We start from the raw sequence: 20,074 nt of genomic DNA, 5'->3' as shown, positions 1-20,074 counted from the left end.
TCGCAGACCGCCGGCTACAGCGGCGAATACGTGGCCGCAAACGGGGTGCTGATGTTTGGGGCCGGCATGATCCTGGGGGCCATCATTAATGATCACCACGATGATTATTATCACTATCCGGTGCCCTATTCCTACGGCTGGGGCGCCAGGTACAACTATGGCTACGGCGGCTATTACCGACCGGCCTATCCGGCTTACGGTCCGTACCGGGGAGCCGGAGTCGCCACGGCCTACAATCCGCGCACCGGAACCTATGCGCGCGGGGCCTACGTGAGCGGACCTGCAGGCAGCGCTGCCGGATATCGCGCCTACAATCCTTACACCGGGGCACGGGCCGCCGGCGGCCGGGTGGACACCGCCTACGGATCGGCGGGCAGAGGCGCAGCCTACAATCCGAGCACCGGCACGGCCGTGCGCGGCGGGTATCGCAGCAACGACTATGGAACCGTGGCCGGCGCGCAAACCAACCGCGGCACTGGGGCCGTTGCCTGGGACACCAAAAACAGTCAGGGCGCGGTGGTCAAAGGCAAAGGCGGCAATGTCTACGCCGGCAAAGACGGCAATGTCTACAAAAGAGACAACAACGGCAACTGGAGTTCCAACACCGGCAGCGGCTGGGCGCCGGTAGACAAACAGCAGACCAGAAGCGGCAACGTGCAGTCACAGGCGCAGGCGAGCGGCAACCTGGCCCAATCCAACCGCACTCAGGCGCAGACGCGAACGACCGCCACCCAAGCCAACCGCGCCCAGGCGCAGCCGCGAACCAACATTGCCCAACCCAGCCGTGCACAGGCGCAACCCTCCTCACGCGCCAGTCAGTTCAGCCCGAGCACGCGTGATCTGGAATCGCAGGCTCAGGCGCGCTCGCGCGGCAACCAGCTCAGCCAGAACAGATCGAACTTTGCCTCGCAATCAGGCGCGCGCGGCGGCGGCCAATTCAGCCAGCCCAGCCGCGCGCAGGCCCAGCCGCGCTCAAGCGGCGGCGGGCGGTCTGGCGGCGGGGGACGCTCTGGCGGAGGCGGCGGCGGCCGAAGGTGATGAACGAATAAGGAAAAAGAAAAGCGAACCGATGACGTCCACGGTTCGCAAGGCAATCCACACAATCAGCCGCCGGCTTGGCCGGCGGCGACTCAGACTATCAGGTGAACTTGGCGATGACGCTCATTCAAGGGCATGTTCGTGCAACAGGGGGCTTTATGGGGAACACTGAAACACAGGCGCAATTTTCGCATCGCGTCAGACACGCGGCAGGACTGTTGGCGATGATGGGAATGGCGGCGCTCTCGCTGACGGTCGGCGGGTGCCACAAGGAAGAAAAGGCCAAGGGGCCGCAGACGCCGACGGTGGAAGTGACGACCGTTGTCCAGAAAGACGTGCCCCTCTACAACGAATGGGTCGGCGCCTTGGACGGTTCGATCAATGCGGTCATTCGCCCCCAGGTCACCGGCTATCTGATCAGTCAGAATTACCGTGAAGGCGAGCAGGTAAAGAAGGGCAGGATCCTCTTTGAGATCGACCCCCGCACCTTCCAGGCCGCCCTGAACCAGGCCAAGGCGCAGCTCTCCCAGCAGAAAGCCCGTCACGACACCTCCAAGGCCAACCTGGCGCGGGTGAAACCGCTGGCGGAGAAGAACGCGGTCAGCCAGAAGGATCTGGACGACGCGGTCGGCTCGGAACTCAGCGCCAGGGCCTCGGTCGAAGCTGCCCAAGCGGCGCTCGACGAGGCGCAACTGAACCTGGGTTTCACTAAAATCAGTTCCCCGGTGGACGGCATTGCCGGCATCGCCAAAACCCAATTGGGCAACCTGGTCAGTCCGAGCATGCAGGAAGAGCTGACCTCGGTCTCCACGGTCGACCCGATCAAGGTCTACATCAACATCAGCGAGCAGGAATATCTCGAGACGGTTGCATCCGGCAACAAGGCGGACCAGATGTCCCTGCAACTGGTTCTCGCCAACGGCAGCGTCTATCCCCATGAAGGCCGCTTTGCCCTGGCGGATCGCCAGATTGATCCCACCACCGGCACCCTCAAGGTGGGCGCCCTCTTCCCCAACAAAGAAAGCCTGCTCCGCCCTGGCCAGTATGGCCGCATTCGGGCCATGACCGAGGTGAAGAAAGGGGCCTTGCTCATTCCCCAGCGCTCGGTCACCGAAATGCAGGGCAAGTACCTGGTGGCGGTGGTCGGAGCGGACAACAAGGTTGATGTCCGGCCGGTGCAGGTGGGCGAACGGATCGGCGGCGATTGGCTCATCGAAAAGGGCTTGCAGCCTGGAGAGCAGGTTGTGGCCGAGGGGACCCAGAAGGTTCGGCCCAACATGACGGTGGTCGCCAAACCTTATCTGCCGTCGTCTTCATCGCCCGCACCAGCCGAGAAGAGGTAAGAGGCCATGTCGAGATTCTTCATTAACCGCCCCATTGTGGCCATGGTGATTTCGATCTTCATGGTCATCCTCGGTGCTGTGGCCATGACGGGACTTCCCATCGCCCAGTTCCCCAACATCGTCCCACCGGCGATTCAGGTGAACGCCGTCTACACCGGCGCCGACGCCGTTACCGTGGAGCAGTCGGTGGCTACCCCCATCGAGCAGCAGATGTCCGGCGTTGATAATTTGGAGTACATGTACTCCGTCAACGGCAACGACGGGTCCATGACCCTTTACAACTACTTCGCACTGGGGACCGACGCCAACACCGACCAGATTCTCGCCCAGATGCGCCAGAATCAAGCGTCGTCGCAATTGCCTTCCGACGTCAACAGCTACGGGGTCACCGTGGCGAAATCAACCTCGGCGCCGATGCTGATGTTCGCACTCTCCTCACCGGGCGGCACCTACGACAACGTCTTTCTGGCCAACTACTCTTTCATCAACGTCAACGACCAGATGACCCGCATCAAGGGGATTGCCAGTGTTTCGGTCTTCGGCGCCGGCCAGTACGCCATGCGAATCTGGGTTCGACCGGACCAACTCGCCAAGCTCAACATCACCATCCCGGAGATCATCAACGCGGTCAAAGCCCAAAACACCGTCAACCCGGCCGGACAGGTCGGGAGCCAGCCGGTGCCGGACGGGCAGGAGTTCACCTACACGGTTCGCGCCCAAGGGCGGCTGCAGAGTGAGGAAGAGTTCGGCAACATCGTGCTGCGCGCCAATCCGGACGGCTCCCTCGTCCGGGTCAAGGACGTGGCTCGCATCGAACTTGGAGCGCAGAACTACAAAATGGAAGGGCGTCTCAACGGCAAGCCCTGCGCCCTGGTCGCCCTCTACCAGATGCCGGGGACCAACGCCCTGGAATCGGCCAACGGGGCCAAAAAGCTGATGGCTGAGCTGAGCAAGAGCTTCCCGCCTGACCTGGAATACACGGTGGCGCTGGACACCACCCTGGCGGTCACCGAGGGTATCAACGAAATCAAGCATACCTTCTTCGAGGCACTGGTATTAGTCATTCTCGTGGTCTTCATCTTCCTCCAGGGGTGGCGGGCCACCCTCATCCCGCTCCTGGCGGTGCCGGTGTCGCTGGTAGGAACCTTCGCGCTCTTCCCGCTGCTCGGCTTTTCCATCAATACCCTCTCGCTCTTCGGGATGGTGCTGGCCATTGGTCTGGTCGTCGATGACGCCATTGTTGTGGTGGAGGCGGTGGAGCACCATATCGAGCATAACGGCCTGTCAGCCAGGGATGCAGCTTTCAGGGCCATGGAGGAGGTCTCCGGCCCGGTTGTCGCCATCGCCATCATCCTGACGGCGGTCTTCGTGCCGACGGCCTTCATCCCCGGCATTACCGGCCAGCTCTACCAGCAGTTTGCTGTAACCATTGCTGTTTCAGTCATCATCTCCGCCTTCAACGCCCTCACCCTCTCTCCGGCCCTCTGCGCACTGCTGCTCAAGCCAAAGGTCAGGGGGACCGGCCCGCTGCAGAAATTTTATGACTGGTTCAACCGGGTTTTCGGCCGGGCCACCAACGGCTACGTGTCAATCTGCGGCGCCGCCATCAGGAAAAGCAAGACCAGTCTGCTCCTCCTCGTCGGCGTGACCATCCTCACCGGTTTGGCGGGCAAGTCCATTCCTACCGGCTTCCTCCCCGACGAGGACCAGGGCTTTATCTTCGCCGCCATCCAGCTCCCCAACTCCGCTTCGCTGCAGCGGACCAGTGAAGTGGCCCGTCAGGCCGAAGAAATCATCATGAAAACCCCGGGCGTTGAGTTCTGTTCGTCGATTATCGGCTACAGCATGCTCAGCCAGGTCTCCAACACCTACAGCGCCTTTTTCTTCATTTCCCTGAAGGAGTGGAAGGAGCGCAAGGCTCCGGAAGAACAGTACGAGGCGATTAAGGCCTCTCTGACGAAAACGATGGGGGGGCTTCCGGGCGCCATCGGCTTCCCGTTCCCGCCGCCAGCCATCATGGGTATCGGCACCTCGGGCGGGGCCACCTTCATGCTCCAGGACAAGGCCGGCAAGGATGTCGCGTTCCTGGCGGAGAATACGCAGAAATTCATCGAAGCGGCCAGGAAACGGCCTGAACTGGCCCGGGTCACCACCACCTTCCTCCCCAGCGTGCCGCAGCTGTTCGTGGATGTGGACCGGGACAAGGTGCTGAAACAGGGGGTTGAGATCAGCGACGTCTACAAGGTCCTGCAAAGCTTCATGGGCAGCGGTTTCATCAACTACTTCAACAAGTACGGCCGCCAGTGGCAGACCTACATCCAGGCGGAAGGAGAGTACCGGACCAATATCGACAACATTGGCCAGTTCTATGTGCGCAACAAGGAGGGACAATCAGTGCCCCTCTCGGCGCTGACCTCCATCCGCAGCATTACCGGGCCGGAATTCACCACGCGCTTCAACCTCTACCGCTCGGTCCAGATCAACGCCACGGCCTCCCCTGGCTTCAGTTCGGCACAGGCCATGCAGGCGCTGGAGACGGTCTTTGCCGAGACCATGCCGTCGGAAATGGGTTTTGATTACAGCGGTATGTCGTTCCAGGAAAAGAAGGCTCAACAGGGCGTTTCGCCGATGGCGATCTTCGCCTTTTCGTTCTTCTGCGTCTTCCTGATTTTGGCCGCCCAGTACGAGAGCTGGTCACTGCCGTTCTCGGTCCTCCTCGCCACCCCTGTCGCCATCTTCGGCGCCTTTGCCGGCTTGCTCTTCGGTTCGTTTGAGAACAACATTTATGCCCAGATTGGTCTGGTCATGCTCATCGGTCTGGCGGCTAAGAACGCCATCCTGATCGTCGAGTTCGCCAAGATGGAGGTTGAGAAAGGGAAACCGCTGGTCGAGGCTACCCTCGAGGGGGCGCGCCTCCGTCTCCGGCCCATTCTCATGACCTCATTTGCCTTCATTCTCGGCTGCGTGCCGCTGGCCATCGCCAGCGGGGCCGGCGCCATCTCCCGCCAAGTCATGGGGTACACCGTTATCTTCGGGATGCTGGCCGCCTCCTTCATCGCCATCTTCCTTATTCCGGTCACCTTTTATGTGGTCGAAAAAATTGGGGGCAAGAAGCATCCGCCGTCCGCCCCCCCCGGCTCGTCACCCCTAACAACTCTAGGGAAGGAGGGCGATCATCATGCGTAAATGTATTCTCGTCGTCATGTTGGCCTTGCTCGCCGGAAGTTGTACGGTCGGGCCTGATTACAAGCGGCCGGCGGTGGATGTTCCCGCCGGGTGGCGGTTGGATGAAAAAGAGGCCAAAGACCTCGCCAACAGCACCTGGTGGCAACAGTTCCACGATCCGGTGCTCAATGAGCTGATCGCGATTTGCCTGCGGGAGAACAAGGATCTTCTGATCGCCGCAGCCCGGATCGACGAGTTCGCGGGCCGATACGGGATTGTCCGCGCCGACCTCTTCCCCCAGGTGGGCGCGAGCGGCGAATACAGCCGTCAGCGGGTCACCGAGTTGGGCGAGAACCGGCTTTCGCCTGAATACAAGGCGACAACCGACAACTTTTCCGCCAACGTCAACGCCAGTTGGGAGATCGATCTCTGGGGCAAGATCCGCCGCAGCACCGAAGCCGCCAAGGCCCAGCTTTTGGCCAGCGAGGAGGGACGCAAGGCGGTGGTCCTTTCGTTGGTCGCCAATGTCGCCTCCGCCTACGTCAACCTGCGCGACCTGGACCGCCAGCTGGAAATCAGCCGGAACACCGCCAAGACCCGGGAGGACTCCTATCTGGTGTTCAAAGATAGGTTTGCCGGCGGGGTCATTTCCGACCTCGAGTTGAGCCAGAACCGTTCCCAGTACGAAGAGGCCCTGGCGAGCATTCCCCCGCTGGAAAAGGCGATCATCCAACAGGAGAACGGTTTGAGCGTTCTCCTCGGCCGCAATCCCGGCCCGATTCAGCGGGGAAAAAGCATTGATGCGCTGCTTCTGCCCACCATCGTCGCCGGCATGCCCTCGGATCTGCTCGAACGGCGACCAGACCTGCGCCAGGCGGAACAGAACCTGATTGCCGCCAATGCCCAGATCGGCGTGGCCAAGGCCGCGTATTTTCCGTCGATTTCCCTCACCGGGGCCTTTGGCTCCGCCAGCGGCGACCTGGGCGATCTGTTCAAGGGGCCCTCCAAGGCCTGGCAGTACAGCGCCCCGGTCACCATGCCCATCTTCACCGCCGGCAAGATCGCCGGCAGCGTGCAGGAGGCCGAGGCCCTGCAGCAACAGGCGCTGATCGGCTATCAGCAGGCGATCCAGAACGGGTTCCGCGAGGTCAACGACGCCCTGGCGGATCAGGCGCAGACCAAAAAGCAACTGGCCACCCAGAAGAATCAGGTCGACTCGCTCCGCCAATATGCCGGCATCGCCCGTCTTCGTTACGACAACGGCTATGCCGATTATCTGACGGTGCTGGATGCCGACCGGAGCCTGTTTAACGCCCAACTGGCTTACACCCAAACCCAGGGCGCGCTGCATCTGGCCATGATCAATCTCTACAAAGCCATGGGCGGCGGCTGGATAGAGGGGGCCGAACAAACGGCCCAGCCCAAGGCCAAGCCGTAAAACGGACGAGATCGCCAATACCTATTCCTACAGACAAGGAGCATTTTATGAAGCAAGCCATCCTCGCAACCATTGTTGTTTTTTCCATGATCGCTGCGGCCTTCGCTGGCGCAGAACCTGCCCCGCAACCCAAGTGGATGGCCTCGCCGGTCAAGGAGTTGGTCGACAAGGCGCGGGCAACCACGCGGCATGCAACCATCATCGACCTCAAGGCGGCTCTTGACGGAGACAAAGACGTGGTTGTGCTCGATGTCCGCGAGCCCAACGAATACGAGGTCGCCCATATTCCCGGAGCGGTCAACGTGCCCAGGGGACTGTTGGAATTTTCCATCTGGACGGTTGTGCCCAATCAAGAGCAAACTCTCTATGTATACTGCAAGACAGGCGCACGGGCCGCGCTGGCAACCAAGCAACTCAACGAACTGGGATACAAAAACGCGATTGCCGTGGACACCGGCGGAGTGGCCTGGGTGAAGGCGGGCTATCCGGTGCAGACCTCGATCACCGACGAGGAAGTTGTGATCCTGCCGGCGCAACGATAAACCGACAGCCACGACAAGGCCTGCCACAACCCGGCAACCCGTGCAAATGCCTGCCCTGGCAAGGGGCAGGCATTCATCAACACCACTCAGCCAGGAGCCCTATGATTGCGAAACCTTCCGAAATAACGCGATCCACCTTGGCGGTGCTCTTCATTGGCCTGCTGATCGCCTCCAGCCTGTGGATCTTGCGGCCTTTCCTCTTCTCCTTGGCCTGGGCGGTGATGATCGTGGTCGCAACCTGGCCCTTCATGTTGCTGGTGCAACGGAGGTGCTGGCACAAGCGATGGATCGCCGTTGTGGTGATGTCGATTGGCCTGCTTCTGGTCCTTGTGCTGCCGCTGTCGTTTGCCATTGTCACCATTATGGAAAGAACCGGCGACGTGGTTGGCCTGGTCGACTCGCTGAAAACGCTGCGCATCGGCGCTCCGCCGGCATGGTTTGAGAAAATCCCCCTGGTGTCCCATACGCTGATCGAGCGTTGGCAGCACCTTGCGGAGATAAGTCATCAGGAGCTTTCGGCAAAACTGGCCCCATACGTCAATGCGACCCTGAAATGGTTTGTAGCCCAGGTCGGCGCCATGGGCACGCTTGTCCTCCATTTCGGTTTGATGATCATCCTCTCCGCAGTCCTGTATGCACAGGGCGAAAAGGCGGCGGAGCTGGTGTGCAGCTTTGCCCGTCGTCTGGCCGGCGATCGCGGCCAGGAAGCGGCCATGCTTTCGGCGGCGGCCATCCGCAGCGTTGCCCTGGGTATTGTCGGCACGGCCATTGTGCAATCCGCGCTCGGCGGTTTGGGGCTTATTGTCGCCGGGGTGCCGGCCGTCACCCTGCTGATTGCGGTGATGATGATGCTGTGCATCGCCCAGATTGGTCCGGGTCTGGTGCTGTTTTCGTCGGTGATCTGGCTGTACTGGAGCGGCGAGAACACCTGGGCCACCATCCTCCTGGCGTGGTCGGTCCTGGTGGCGATCAGCGATAACTTCTTGCGGCCGTTCCTGATCAGGAGAGGGGCCGATCTCCCCATCATTCTGATCATAACCGGCGTTATCGGCGGTCTGGTCGCCTTTGGCGTCATCGGCCTGTTCATCGGCCCGGTGGTGCTCGCCGTGACCTACACCTTGCTCCTGGCCTGGATCAACGGCACGGAAAAATGCAGTGATCCCGCCGGCCAAGAGCCTGGAGAGACGCGCTGATCCAAGAGTCGTTCATTTTTTGTCCATCTCTTTCAACCTATACCGATCAACCCGAACAGGAGGTCTACGATGAGCAAGGCAAAAAAGAGTGAGCAGGAGCCCGCCGGCGGCAAAAAAATTGACCGCAAGACGTACGACAAGGAGTTGGCCAAACTGCATGGGGAATTGGTCAAGCTGCAGCAATGGGTGGTGCGTGAGGGGTTGAAGGTCTGCATTGTCTTTGAAGGGCGAGACGGCGCCGGCAAAGGCGGAACCATCAAGGCGCTCACCGAGCGGGTTAGCCCGCGGGTCTTTCGCGTCGTCGCCCTACCGACTCCAACCGAACGAGAAAAATCACAAATGTATGCCCAACGGTATATTCCCCATTTTCCTGCCGCCGGTGAAATCGTCATCTTTGACCGCAGCTGGTACAACCGGGCCGGGGTGGAACGGGTGATGGGGTTTTGCACCGAGGACAAGGCCAAACGCTTCCTGGAAGTGGTGCCGGCGTTTGAAAAAATGATGCTGGAATCCGGGATTATTCTGCTCAAATACTGGTTGGAGGTCAACCCGGACGAACAAACCAAGCGATTGACGGCCCGGATTGACGACCCCCGCAAGATCTGGAAGCTCTCGCCGATGGACATCAAGTCCTACGACAAGTGGGACGAATACACCCGGGCCCGCGACGAGATGTTTGCCGCCACCGACACCCCCTGGGGCCCGTGGTCCGTGGTTCGCTCCGACGACAAGAAGCGGGCGAGGCTGAACATCATCAGCCACATCCTCGGGTCCATCGACTATAAGGAGCTGAAAGGAGAGAAGATCGAATTGCCGAAACGCAAAATTGGCAAAAAATACCAGGAAAAGGAGTATCCCTTTAAATTCATCCCGGAGAAATATTGACCTATGGGCAGGGGGATACGGCCTGCCATTGACCTCACCTTTCGAGCAACACACTCCATAGCCCCAGACCGGACCTGATGCAATATTCCAAGCGTTTAACCCCAGCACAAGCGGTTGGCCGATGGGTGCGCCAGTTCATTCCCGGCATCAGCGCCTTCCTTTCGTATCAGCGGGCCGATTTCCGTTTCGATGCGATCGCCGGTTGTTCAGTGGCCGCCGTCGCGCTTCCCGTGGGGATTGCCTATGCCCAAATCGCGGGTGTTCCGGTCGTCTACGGTATTTATTCCAGCATGTTGCCCTTGCTGGCCTATGCCCTGTTCGGATCGTCCCGTCAGTTGATCACCGGTCCGGACGCGGCCACCTGCATCATGGTCGCGTCCGCCCTTGGCCCGCTTGCCGGGGGCGATCCGCAACGATATATGGAGCTGATGATCTCGATCACCCTGATCACCGGCTTGTTTCACATCATCTTTGGCCTCTGCCGGTTCGGGTTTGTTGCCAATTTTTTTTCCCAGCCCATTCTGGTTGGTTACCTCAACGGCATTGCCCTGATTGTCCTGGCGGGGCAACTGCCTAAACTCTTTGGGTATACAGGTGAAGCCGTCCATTTTTTGGAAAAACTGGTCGAGTTCGCCCAAAAAGTTGACGGAACCCACCTGCCCACCTTGATGCTTGGCTTGGCTGCCCTGGCGCTTCTGATGGCTCTGCAGCGATGGGCGCCTCGATTGCCAGCAGCCTTGATCGTCCTCGTTTCGGCCATCATCGCAGTGCAGGCGCTGCACCTGCACTCATACGGCGTCGCCCTCCTGGGGTCGGTTCCTGCTGGTTTCCCCTCGTTGCATCTGCCCACGTTCGATCCCCTTCGATTCAAAATTCTGGTGGAACATGCGGCGAGTATCGCCTTGATCAGTTTTACCAGCGGCATATTGACCGCCAAGAGTTTTGCCCGCCGCAACCGATATGAGGTGAGCGCCAATCAAGAGTTGATCGCTTTTGGCGCCTGCAATATCGCCTCCGGACTCGTCCAGGGTTTTCCGGTCACCGGTGCGGACTCGCGCACTGCGGTCAACAACGCCATGGGCGGCAAAACGCAGCTGGTTGGGGTTGTTGCCGCCGCTGCAATGATGCTTTTTCTCCTGTTTTTCACCGCGCCTCTGGCCTCTCTGCCCAACGCGGCCCTGGCCGCCGTTATCGCCGTGGCCAGCATCGGGCTTTTTGATCTGAGCGCTCTGCGGGAACTGTATACCGCCAGCCGGCGAGAACTCGTCTTTTCCCTGGTGACCACAGCGGGGGTGCTCTATTTTGACGTGCTCCCCGGCGTGCTGATCGCCATCGCGCTTACGCTCCTCTGGCTGTTGCTGGCAGCCTCTAAACCGCACGATTCGGTGCTGGGAAAGGTTCCCGGTCTCGGCGGATATCACGACATAGCGGATTACCCGGATGCGGTCACCATACCCGGGCTCCTACTGTACCGGCTCGACGGAAACATCCTGTTTTTCAATGTGGATTATTGCAAAGAACGGATCATGGCCGAAATTGCCCAGTCGTCCACCCCGGTCGAATGGATCGTGATCGACGCCAGCCCGGTCAACGACATCGACATTACCGCGCTCCATAAGCTGAGGGATTTACGCGAAGAACTTGCGGGGCGCGGCATCGAACTCAAGTACGCCCGGGTGAAACATTCTCTCTGGAAACACTTCCACTCCCATTGGGTTGCCAACAACCTGCAATTCAATCAAGCCTCCAGGTTTGCCTCCTTGGCGTCCGCCATTGAGGCCTTCGAGCAAAGGGAGCAACGGCGTCCTGAGTAACGCGACCTTTTGTTTGGCTCCCAATGTAAACAAAGCGGCAACCCGCCGGCGGCGGAAAAGAACCCGTCCGTTCTTCTGTTGACAGGCACTCAGGCGATAACGAAGAGACCACCTCACCATCATGCTGACGGAGGAAATATGAACTGGCGCAACAGCGGCGAACAACTCGGCGGCTGGATCGAGCAGATCTGGCAGTGCTGCCAACCTCGCGGGGAAAAGGATGTTCTCCTCCAGCAGACAACCGATCAAGTCGTCCAGATTGCCGATCCGGTTATTCGCCAGGCCAAAGGCTATCGCAAGGCCTTGCATGCGCCTCTTGCCGGGGCCATGGAGTATTGCGCCTCGCTGATCGACGCGATTCCAGGCCCGGTCTTTTTGGACAGGAACCGGTATTATGACGATCCCCTGGTGAAAGCCCTTTTCGCCTCGCCCGACGAACTCGAGGAAGTGCTCCGCTTCAGCCCGGAGGTCAATGCCCTGCGCAAACAAGGCCGGACCGGGGACGTGGTGGCCTTGCTGACCATGATGCAACAGGAGAAAACCATTTTCGGTCACAAGCAGGAAGGAGAAATGCTCGTGCGGGATGTGCGGCAACAGGCGGTGAGTTTTTTTGATCATAAGATTGTTGCCCCTGCCGCTGATCTGGCCGAAACCAAGACCGGCATCGTCAATCGGGGCCTGGAAGTGCTGGCCACGGTTGCCATGGAACAGATCACCACTCTGCGGTCACGGAAGGCCGAGCTGCAGCAACAAAAGGAGTATCTCAAGGGAATCGTCAAGATCCTGGGCGGCAAGACCCGGGTGCGGGAAATGTTCGCCACCCGCGACCCGGGAAATTGGGAGGAACTGCGCAAGGCCGAAAAAACGCTGGTTGCAGTGGAAGAGGAGCTTGAGCAACTGCGGGAGCAGCTTGCCACCCCAGAGCAGGCGCTCGGACACCTGGAGGCAATTATGCGCAAGCCCGATGAGATTCTGGTGGTGCGCGATCAGTTTTTTCGACTCAATTGGATGGGCGTTCGCGTCGACGACGCGCCCGGCAACGACGGCAACGACATCACTCTGGCGGAATTTTCGCTGCAGGACGAATTTCGCCGTTCGGCGGTGCTGGTCGCCTTCTCTCTCGGGTCGACAACCAATGCCTGAGCGTTGAAAGGGTGGACCGCAGCCCGCAGCGTTGCTCTTTTGACCATGGGATATAACGAAAACCAGCGCCCGCGCAGCACAGGAGGAGTCCAATATGAAGCAATCCCCGCCAGGAGCCGCAGCCGCGCCCTCTCCCGCACCGCTTAAACTCGACTTGGTCGCCGGTCTCACTGCGGCGGCGGTGGTGCTGCCCAAGGCCATGGCCTACGCAACCGTCGCCGGCCTGCCGGTGGCTGTCGGTCTGTACACCGCCTTTCTGCCGATGGTGATTTATGCCGTGCTCGGCACATCGCGCGTGCTCAGCGTCAGTTCCACCACCACCCTGGCCATCCTGGCCGGGGTGCAACTCAGCCTGGCGGCGCCGGAGGGCGACCCGGCGCGGTTGCTGACGGCCGCAGCAACCCTGACCGGACTGGTGGGCGCCATCCTGATGCTGGCGGGACTGTTGCGCCTGGGCTTTGTCGCCAATTTCATTTCCACCCCTGTGCTAACCGGCTTCAAGGCGGGCATCGGCCTGGTGATCGTCCTGGACCAAGCGCCAAAACTCCTGGGAATTCATATCGCCAAACAAGGATTCTTCCACGATCTGCTCAGCGTCGCCTCGCAGACGCCCCACACTTCCCTGATCACCCTGGCCACGGCGGCGGCAACCCTGGCGGTGTTGATCGGCATGGAACGCTTTTGGCCGCACTCGCCGGCGCCGTTGGTCGCCGTGGGCGGCGGCATTGCCGCTTCATGGCTTTTCAGTCTGCAGGAGCAAGGCGTGGCGATCGTCGGTCTGATTCCCCAAGGGCTCCCCTCCTTGACCCTGCCCGACCTGGCGCTGGTTGAACAATTGCTGCCGGGCGCACTCGGCATCGCGCTGATGAGCTTCACCGAATCGATAGCAGCGGGACGCGCCTTTGCCGGCCCCAGCGAGCCCCGGATCAACGCCAACCGCGAACTGCTCGCCACCGGCGCCGCCAATTTGGGAGGCGCGTTCTTTGGCGCCATGCCCGCCGGCGGCGGCGCCTCCCAGACCGCGGTGGTGCGCGCCGCCGGCGGACAGTCCCAAAAAGCCTCGCTGATCACCGCCGGGGTTGCCGCGGCGACGATGCTCTTGCTTGCTCCCCTGCTGGGGCTGCTGCCGCACGCCGTTCTGGCGGCTGTGGTGATTGTCTACTCGGTCGGGTTGATCCAGCCGGCGGAATTTCGCGCCATCCTCAAGGTGCGGACCATGGAGTTTCGCTGGGCCGTCGTCGCCTGTCTCGGCGTGTTGTTGTTCGGCACCCTGAAAGGGATTGCGGCGGCGATCATTCTGTCGTTGATCGGTCTGTCCAGCCAGACGGCACAGCCGCGCGTCTCCGTCATCGGCCGCAAACGCGGGGCGGATGTGTTGCGGCCGATGTCGCCGGAACACCCGGACGACGAAACCTTTGCCGGCCTGCTGATCGTGCGGCCGGAGGGGCGCATCTTTTTTGTCAATGCCCCGTATGTTGGCGAACAGATCAGCGCGCTGATCGAGCAATACCAACCACGGGTGGTGGCGCTTGATATGAGCCGGGTGCCTGACATCGAATACTCAGCGCTGCAAATGCTCATCGAAGGCGAGGCGCGTTTTGCCGACTGCGGCGTGACGCTGTGGCTGGCGGCGTTGAATCCCGACGTGCTCGAAGTGGTGCGGCATGCCGGCTTCGACCAACGCCTCGGCCGCGACCGCATGCTGTTTAACGCGCGCGCCGCGATTGAACGCTTCCAAGCCCTGCAGGCAGAGGCAGGCGGCACGACAGCGCTTGCTTCCGCGGAATCTGCCGTCCAAGGAGCAGTTCCCTTGGGTTGACGCCGTAGCGGTTCAACGCAATGGATTGGCGTCGCCCCCTGCTCTGATTCGCGTTGAGCAATGCAAAGTCCCGACGGCCATGCCCAGCCTTAACTAACCACCCACCCTCTGGACACCGATGCCCACATGATGCGTCACATACTCTCCTTCTGGACGGAAGAACGAAGTCTCACCATTTTTCTGGCGCTTCTCATCGTGCAGATCTTCATTATCGCTCCATTGGAAACAACCCGCCATTGGCTTCTGAATATGGTAAACGGGGTGGTGGGTTCGCTTTTTCTCCTCACCGGCCTGTTGACCATAACCCAGCATCGGCTGATCCGGTGGATCGTCGCATGCTTGGTCGTCTGCGCTTTGATTGCGCGTTGGCTCGCGCTGATTTCCCCCTCCCCGCTGATTTTGATCGCCGACAGCGTATTGGCAATTTGTTTTGCCGCATGCTTCACGGCTGTTGTGCTGCAGAAGGTCTATGAAGAGGGCCCAGTGTCAGGACACCGCGTGCGAGGGGCCATTGCCGCGTACTTGTTGATTGGGTTCTTTTTCGCCGCTGCCTATCGTTTGCTCGACACATTGATTGCCGGATCGTTCTCGCATGCCGCCAATCCCGCCGTTATGCAGCAAGGGCAAGACCTCGCCAACGCCTTCATGTATTTCAGCCTCGTCACCCTCACCACCGTCGGCTTTGGCGACATTTCCGCCGTGCATCCTGTCGCCAGATCGCTGGTCATGCTCGAAGCCGTGATCGGGACCCTGTACCCGGCCATTCTGATCGCCCGGCTGGTGTCGCTGCAGATAGAACATGAAAAGAAATAAAACCACCAACCCGTGCAACGAATGTACTCGTTTAAGCCGCCCTTGTTCGCTTGCGATTCCCCTGGGATCTTCGGGACAATCCGCTGTTCTTCTACGCTTAATCCGAATTGGCGGCCATGCTTTGGACGCTGCGCCCTGGCGCCAAGGTCGTCAGTTAACTGGATGTCGTGCTTGCCCACAGTTGCCGCATCAACCCGCTGCTCCAAGCATATTGAGCGCATTGCCCAATCTGCCAGGAAGAAGGCGGAATTGTCTCCGTGTTATCAACCGTTCCTCATCATCCATTCTCCTCCATTATGAACGATCTTGTCTCCAAGGCCCGAAACCATGCCGTCAAGGCCCATGCGCATCTCAATCACCGGCGCAAATATTCTCTTGAGCCGTATGACGTCCATCTCCAGCGAGTGGCCGAGCTTGTCGCCTCGGTTACCGACGATCCGGAGATGATTGCCGCAGCCTGGCTGCATGACACGGTGGAAGACACCGCCGTCACCCTGCTGGACCTTGAGCAACAATTCGGCCCGGCAGTGGCCCAACTGGTCGGCGAACTGACCGACGTCAGCAGGCCTTCGGACGGAAACCGCGCCACCCGCAGAGCCATTGACCGGGCCCATCTTGCCAAGGCCTCGCAACGAGGCAAAACAATCAAATTGGCCGATCTCATTGACAACAGCCAGGACATCTGCGCCCATGACCCCGAATTCGCCAAGGTCTATCTGACGGAAATGGCCTCGCTGCTGGAAGTGTTGACCGAGGGCGAGCCTGCGCTTTATGAACAGGCCATGACGGCGCTGCGCAACGGCGCCGAAACCTTGCGCCTTCCCTTGCATGTTGTCGGCGATCCTGCAGCCGCCCGCCCTGCACAGGGTCATGAGGGCTTTCTTTTACACCGGATGGCGGACCTGTTCCGGCAGACGTTCACCGCCCGCAACATTGCCCGCGCCTTGCCGTCGGTGGACCATCCCCCTGCGGAAACGGCGTTGGCCATCATGGAGCGGCACAATCTGCCGGTGATCGGCATCCGTGAAGCAGGAGTCGTCCGGGGGTATGTCGCCCGCGATGACCTGCAACGCGTGCATCCCTTTGCGCCCGGACAGGTGCTCGCCGACAGCGCTTCATTTTCCGAAATCATCCTGGTGCTCAGCCGGCACACGTGCTGTTTTGTTCGCATCCTCGACGCCGTCTCCGGGATCATCGTCAAGGACGACATCCAGCATCCGTACATGCGGATGTGGCTCTTTGGCGTCATCACCATGATGGAAATGGAAACAGGCCCAATGATTGAGCGACTCTGGCCCAATGACGCCTGGAAATCGCTGGTATCCCCGGGCCGCTTGGCCAAAGCCGAGGCCCTGCTGGAGGAACGGACCAGGCGGAACCAGCGGTCAACGGTGCTCGCCTGCCTGCAATTCTCCGATAAAATGCAGATGCTGATCGAAGACGAGCAGATTTTCGAGACATTTGGCTTTCCCTCCAAGAAAGCGGCGCGTGCAGTCTGTAAAGATCTCGAATCTCTGCGCAACAATCTCGCGCACGCGCAGGACATCGTCACCCACGACTTTACCCAGGTGGCAAGAATTGCCCAGCGCATTGAATCGGTGCACCGCAATCAAACATGAGGCGCACCGCCTTCCCGGCGTTCGCCAAACGGCTGAGGCCGAGAGCGTTGCTCTCTTTCGTCGCCCTCTTTTCGGGAATGCCCTTTCCGGCATAATGCCGCAACGCTTCCCCCCTTTACAGGAGAACCGTCATGCAACTCACGCAGAAGAGCATTGAACAGGCTGCTCAAGCCTCCGGCATCAGCGTGGAGGATGTCGCCGCCTTCTTTGCCCAAGGCACGGAACACACCTACACCGCCAACGAATGGCTGTTCCAGGAGTCCACCCCACGGCAATGGGCCGGCATCCTTCTAGACGGAGAAGTTGACGTCGTGCGCGGTTTGCACGGCTCCTCGCGTCATCTTGCCACCCTGGTGGAAGGATCGTTGATCAGCGAGGGGTTGCTGCTCGACGACGATGCGCATGCCAACGGGGCCTACACCCGAAACGGCGCCGTCGTTTGGCAGATTTCCCGGGAAACGCTGACGTCGTATCGGGCCAATCATCCCGAGATCTATTACCGGATCGTTGCCAGAGTGGCGGTGAACATCAACAGGAGAATGCGGCTGTTGTCGGAGCAGTTGCACCATAACCAAGAGGAATCGGGGCAGATTGGCGGTTTTCGCTTGGAGCGCGACGCACTGGGCCAGCGGGAAATATCCAATCAGGCCTACTATGGCGTCCAGACCCTGCGCGCCATGGAGAACTTTGCGATATCAGGTGTTTTCATTCACAACTTCGAACATCTGATTGAAGGATTGGCCATGGTGAAAAAGGCGGCGGCCATGACCAATCATGAACTGGGACGTCTTGACGACGCACGGATGTGGGCCATCTGCGACGCCTGCGACGAGCTCTTGCACGGCAGGCTGCATGCACATTTCACGGTGGACATGTTCCAGGGGGGCGCGGGCACGTCCACCAATATGAACGCCAACGAGGTGATCGCCAATCGCGGCCTCGAACTGATGGGCCGCCAAAAAGGGGAATACGCCTATTTGCATCCCAACGATCACGTCAACTGCTCCCAGTCAACCAACGACGCTTATCCCACCGCCGTCAAGCTGGCGGTGCTGCTGTCCAACCGCAGCCTGGTCCGGGCCATGCGGGAACTTGAACAGGCGCTTGACAGGAAGGCCGACGCGTTCAGCGATGTGCTGAAAATGGGGCGCACCGAAAACCAGGATGCGGTGCCCATGACCCTCGGCCAGGAATTCAGGGCCTATGCGGTGATGATCAGCAGCGCCATCCGGGCGGTTGAGCGCGGCGCCGACGAATTGATGGACATCAATATGGGCGCAACGGCGATCGGCACCGGCATCAACAGCCCTCCGGGGTATGCCGATCTCGTCACCAAAAAATTGGCGGAGGTCAGCGGGTTTGAGCTGCGCCGGGCGCGCAATCTGGTTGAGGCCACCCAGAACGCCGGCGCCTTTGTGCAGATGTCCGCCTCGCTCAAACGCGCGGCCGTCCAGATCTCAAAAATATGCAATGACCTTCGCTGGTTGTCTTCCGGTCCCCGATGCGGTCTGGGCGAAATCAACCTGCCGCCCATGCAACCCGGCTCCTCCATCATGCCCGGCAAGGTCAACCCGGTTATCCCCGAAGTGGTGAACCAGATCTGCTATCAGGTGATGGGGTATGACGCTGTGGTCTCGATGGCCGCCGAGGCCAGCGAACTGGAACTCTGCATGGCGGAACCGATCATCGCCTATGACCTGTTGCACGGGATGATGATCCTGAAAAACGCCTGCGTCACCCTGGTTTCCCGCTGCATCAACGGGTTGGAGGCAAACCGCGCGGTCTGCTGGCGGTATGTGGAAAACAGCATCGGCCTGGTGACCGCCGCGGCGCCTGTGCTCGGCTATGAGCAGTCGGCGGCGATTGCCAAAGAAGCCTTGGAAACGGGAGGGAACGTCTACAACCTGATTCTCGAGAAGGGACTTCTTTCCAAGCAACAGCTGGACGACCTGCTGCGACCGGAAAACATGACCGATCCCCGAGCCATGCCAAGCGGTCGACTTGGTTAAGGCAACGGTTCCTCCGACAAACTCGGATTTGGAGCTGTGGAAGGCGCGGCCGCACAAGAAGCAGCATGCTCTCTGCCTGGGTTGATTGCCGCCATTCATGAACAATCGCAAACCATCTGATAGACAATGCCGTTTTTCGCCTTTTCTTTATCCTGAAGGAAGGCGGATCACACTCTTTCACCAGGAGAAACCACATGGAAAGCATCGGGATTTTTCTCAATTCCCAACCCTTTATTGCCCTGTTTCTGGTCATTGGCCTCGGCTATGCCGTCGGTCAGATTAAAATTGGCGGCTTGTCGCTGGGCATTGGCGCCGTCCTCTTTGTCGGTCTCGGCGTCGGCGCAATCGCGCCGAAGGCGGCGCCCCCCGGTCTGCTGGGAACGGTTGGCCTGGTGCTCTTTCTTTACGGCATCGGCATTCAATACGGCCGGGATTTCTTCAAAGGACTGATGAGCCCGCTGGGGATCAAGGCCAACCTCCTGGCGACCTTCGCCGTGCTTGCGGGTTGCGCGGCGGCAATCGCCATGGCTCGATTCATGGGGTTCGGGGCCGACTTTGTCGCCGGCATGTTCGCCGGGTCGCTGACCAGCACCGCCACCCTCCAGGCGGCAATGGAAGCTTCCGGCAGCAAGAATCCAGCGGTCGGCTATGCGATTGCCTATCCGTTCGGGGTGTTCGGCCCCATTCTCTGTTTTTACTTGGCCAAGCTGGTGTTCCGGCCGAAGATCGAAGTGCCGCCCCCCAGCCGTCTGGTCGTCGCCGAGGCCAGGGTCGGCGATCGGGGGCTGACCGGCAAGACGGTCGCCGAGCTGCTCGCCCTAGCGCCGGAAGGCGTCGATCTCCTCATGGTGCGGCGAAACGGGATGAATATGCTCCCTGAACCGACCCTGGCGTTGGAGGCCGACGACCTGCTCTCGGTTGTCGGTTTTCCGGAAGTCCTAGCGCAACTCCAGGCAGGCGACGAGGGGAAAGGACGGGAAGATCGCCGTCATCTCGATTACATACGCGTTTTCGTCTCCAAGCCTGGCTTCATCGGCCTGCGGCTTGCCGATCTCCCCCTGCCTGAAGGCCTGTCGGCCAAAATCATCCAGGTGCGGCGGGGAGACGTCGACCTGCTCCCCAAACCTGATCTGCGGATTGAATACGGCGATCAGCTGGGCGTGCTGGTCGAATCGGCGCAACGCGCCAATGTCAGCCGATTCTTTGGGGATTCGATCAAGGCGGAAACGGAATTCAGTTTTGTTTCCCTGGCG

At 60.2% G+C, this 20,074-nt stretch carries 13 protein-coding genes and 1 pseudogene; all 14 read left to right on the top strand.

Annotated features, from left to right (window positions below; translation table 11 throughout):
• A pseudogene (locus tag RCH93_RS04430) lies at positions 1-1,038 on the top strand (hypothetical protein); the annotation flags it as partial.
• A gap of 224 nt (positions 1,039-1,262) precedes the next feature.
• Positions 1,263-2,381, top strand: a complete 1,119-nt coding sequence (locus RCH93_RS04425; RefSeq protein ID WP_306547111.1) for an efflux RND transporter periplasmic adaptor subunit — start codon at positions 1,263-1,265, stop codon at positions 2,379-2,381.
• Between the two features lie 6 nt (positions 2,382-2,387).
• The gene (locus RCH93_RS04420; RefSeq protein WP_306547110.1) at positions 2,388-5,567 is read left to right on the top strand and encodes an efflux RND transporter permease subunit; all 3,180 of its coding nucleotides are present in this window, start codon (positions 2,388-2,390) and stop codon (positions 5,565-5,567) included.
• Positions 5,560-6,984, top strand: a complete 1,425-nt coding sequence (locus RCH93_RS04415; RefSeq protein WP_306547109.1) for an efflux transporter outer membrane subunit — start codon at positions 5,560-5,562, stop codon at positions 6,982-6,984. Before RCH93_RS04420 ends, RCH93_RS04415 begins: the two co-directional genes overlap by 8 nt.
• Before the next feature lie 47 nt (positions 6,985-7,031).
• Positions 7,032-7,526, top strand: coding sequence for a rhodanese-like domain-containing protein (locus RCH93_RS04410; protein ID WP_306547108.1), 495 nt, complete (start codon positions 7,032-7,034; stop codon positions 7,524-7,526).
• Between the two features lie 101 nt (positions 7,527-7,627).
• Positions 7,628-8,719, top strand: coding sequence for an AI-2E family transporter YdiK (ydiK, locus tag RCH93_RS04405; protein WP_306547107.1), 1,092 nt, complete (start codon positions 7,628-7,630; stop codon positions 8,717-8,719).
• A 69-nt stretch (positions 8,720-8,788) separates the two neighbouring features.
• A complete protein-coding gene (gene ppk2 / locus RCH93_RS04400) occupies positions 8,789-9,604 on the top strand; it encodes a polyphosphate kinase 2 (RefSeq protein WP_306547106.1) in 816 nt (271 codons plus the stop codon).
• A 77-nt stretch (positions 9,605-9,681) separates the two neighbouring features.
• On the top strand, positions 9,682-11,418 hold the full coding sequence (locus RCH93_RS04395; protein ID WP_306547105.1) for a SulP family inorganic anion transporter: 1,737 nt from the start codon (positions 9,682-9,684) through the stop codon (positions 11,416-11,418).
• 138 nt (positions 11,419-11,556) lie between these two features.
• Positions 11,557-12,561, top strand: coding sequence for a hypothetical protein (locus tag RCH93_RS04390; RefSeq protein ID WP_306547104.1), 1,005 nt, complete (start codon positions 11,557-11,559; stop codon positions 12,559-12,561).
• A gap of 94 nt (positions 12,562-12,655) precedes the next feature.
• Positions 12,656-14,380 carry a SulP family inorganic anion transporter gene (locus RCH93_RS04385; RefSeq protein ID WP_306547103.1) on the top strand — a complete coding sequence of 575 codons (1,725 nt, stop codon included), beginning with the start codon at positions 12,656-12,658 and terminating at the stop codon, positions 14,378-14,380.
• 126 nt (positions 14,381-14,506) lie between these two features.
• On the top strand, positions 14,507-15,193 hold the full coding sequence (locus RCH93_RS04380; protein WP_306547102.1) for a potassium channel family protein: 687 nt from the start codon (positions 14,507-14,509) through the stop codon (positions 15,191-15,193).
• Between the two features lie 296 nt (positions 15,194-15,489).
• Entirely contained in the window at positions 15,490-16,812 is a 1,323-nt protein-coding gene (locus RCH93_RS04375) for an HD domain-containing protein (RefSeq protein ID WP_306547101.1), read from the top strand.
• Between the two features lie 131 nt (positions 16,813-16,943).
• Complete coding sequence (aspA, locus tag RCH93_RS04370; RefSeq protein ID WP_306547100.1) at positions 16,944-18,821, top strand: aspartate ammonia-lyase; 1,878 nt, start codon at positions 16,944-16,946, stop codon at positions 18,819-18,821.
• A gap of 194 nt (positions 18,822-19,015) precedes the next feature.
• Positions 19,016-20,074 (top strand): TrkA C-terminal domain-containing protein (locus tag RCH93_RS04365; RefSeq protein WP_306547099.1); only part of this gene is annotated, 1,059 nt, incomplete at its 3' end.

This window comes from Desulfobulbus sp., assembly GCF_030824455.1.
Taxonomy (GTDB): Bacteria; Desulfobacterota; Desulfobulbia; order Desulfobulbales; family Desulfobulbaceae; genus Desulfobulbus.
This window is presented reverse-complemented; position numbering and strand designations above follow the sequence as displayed.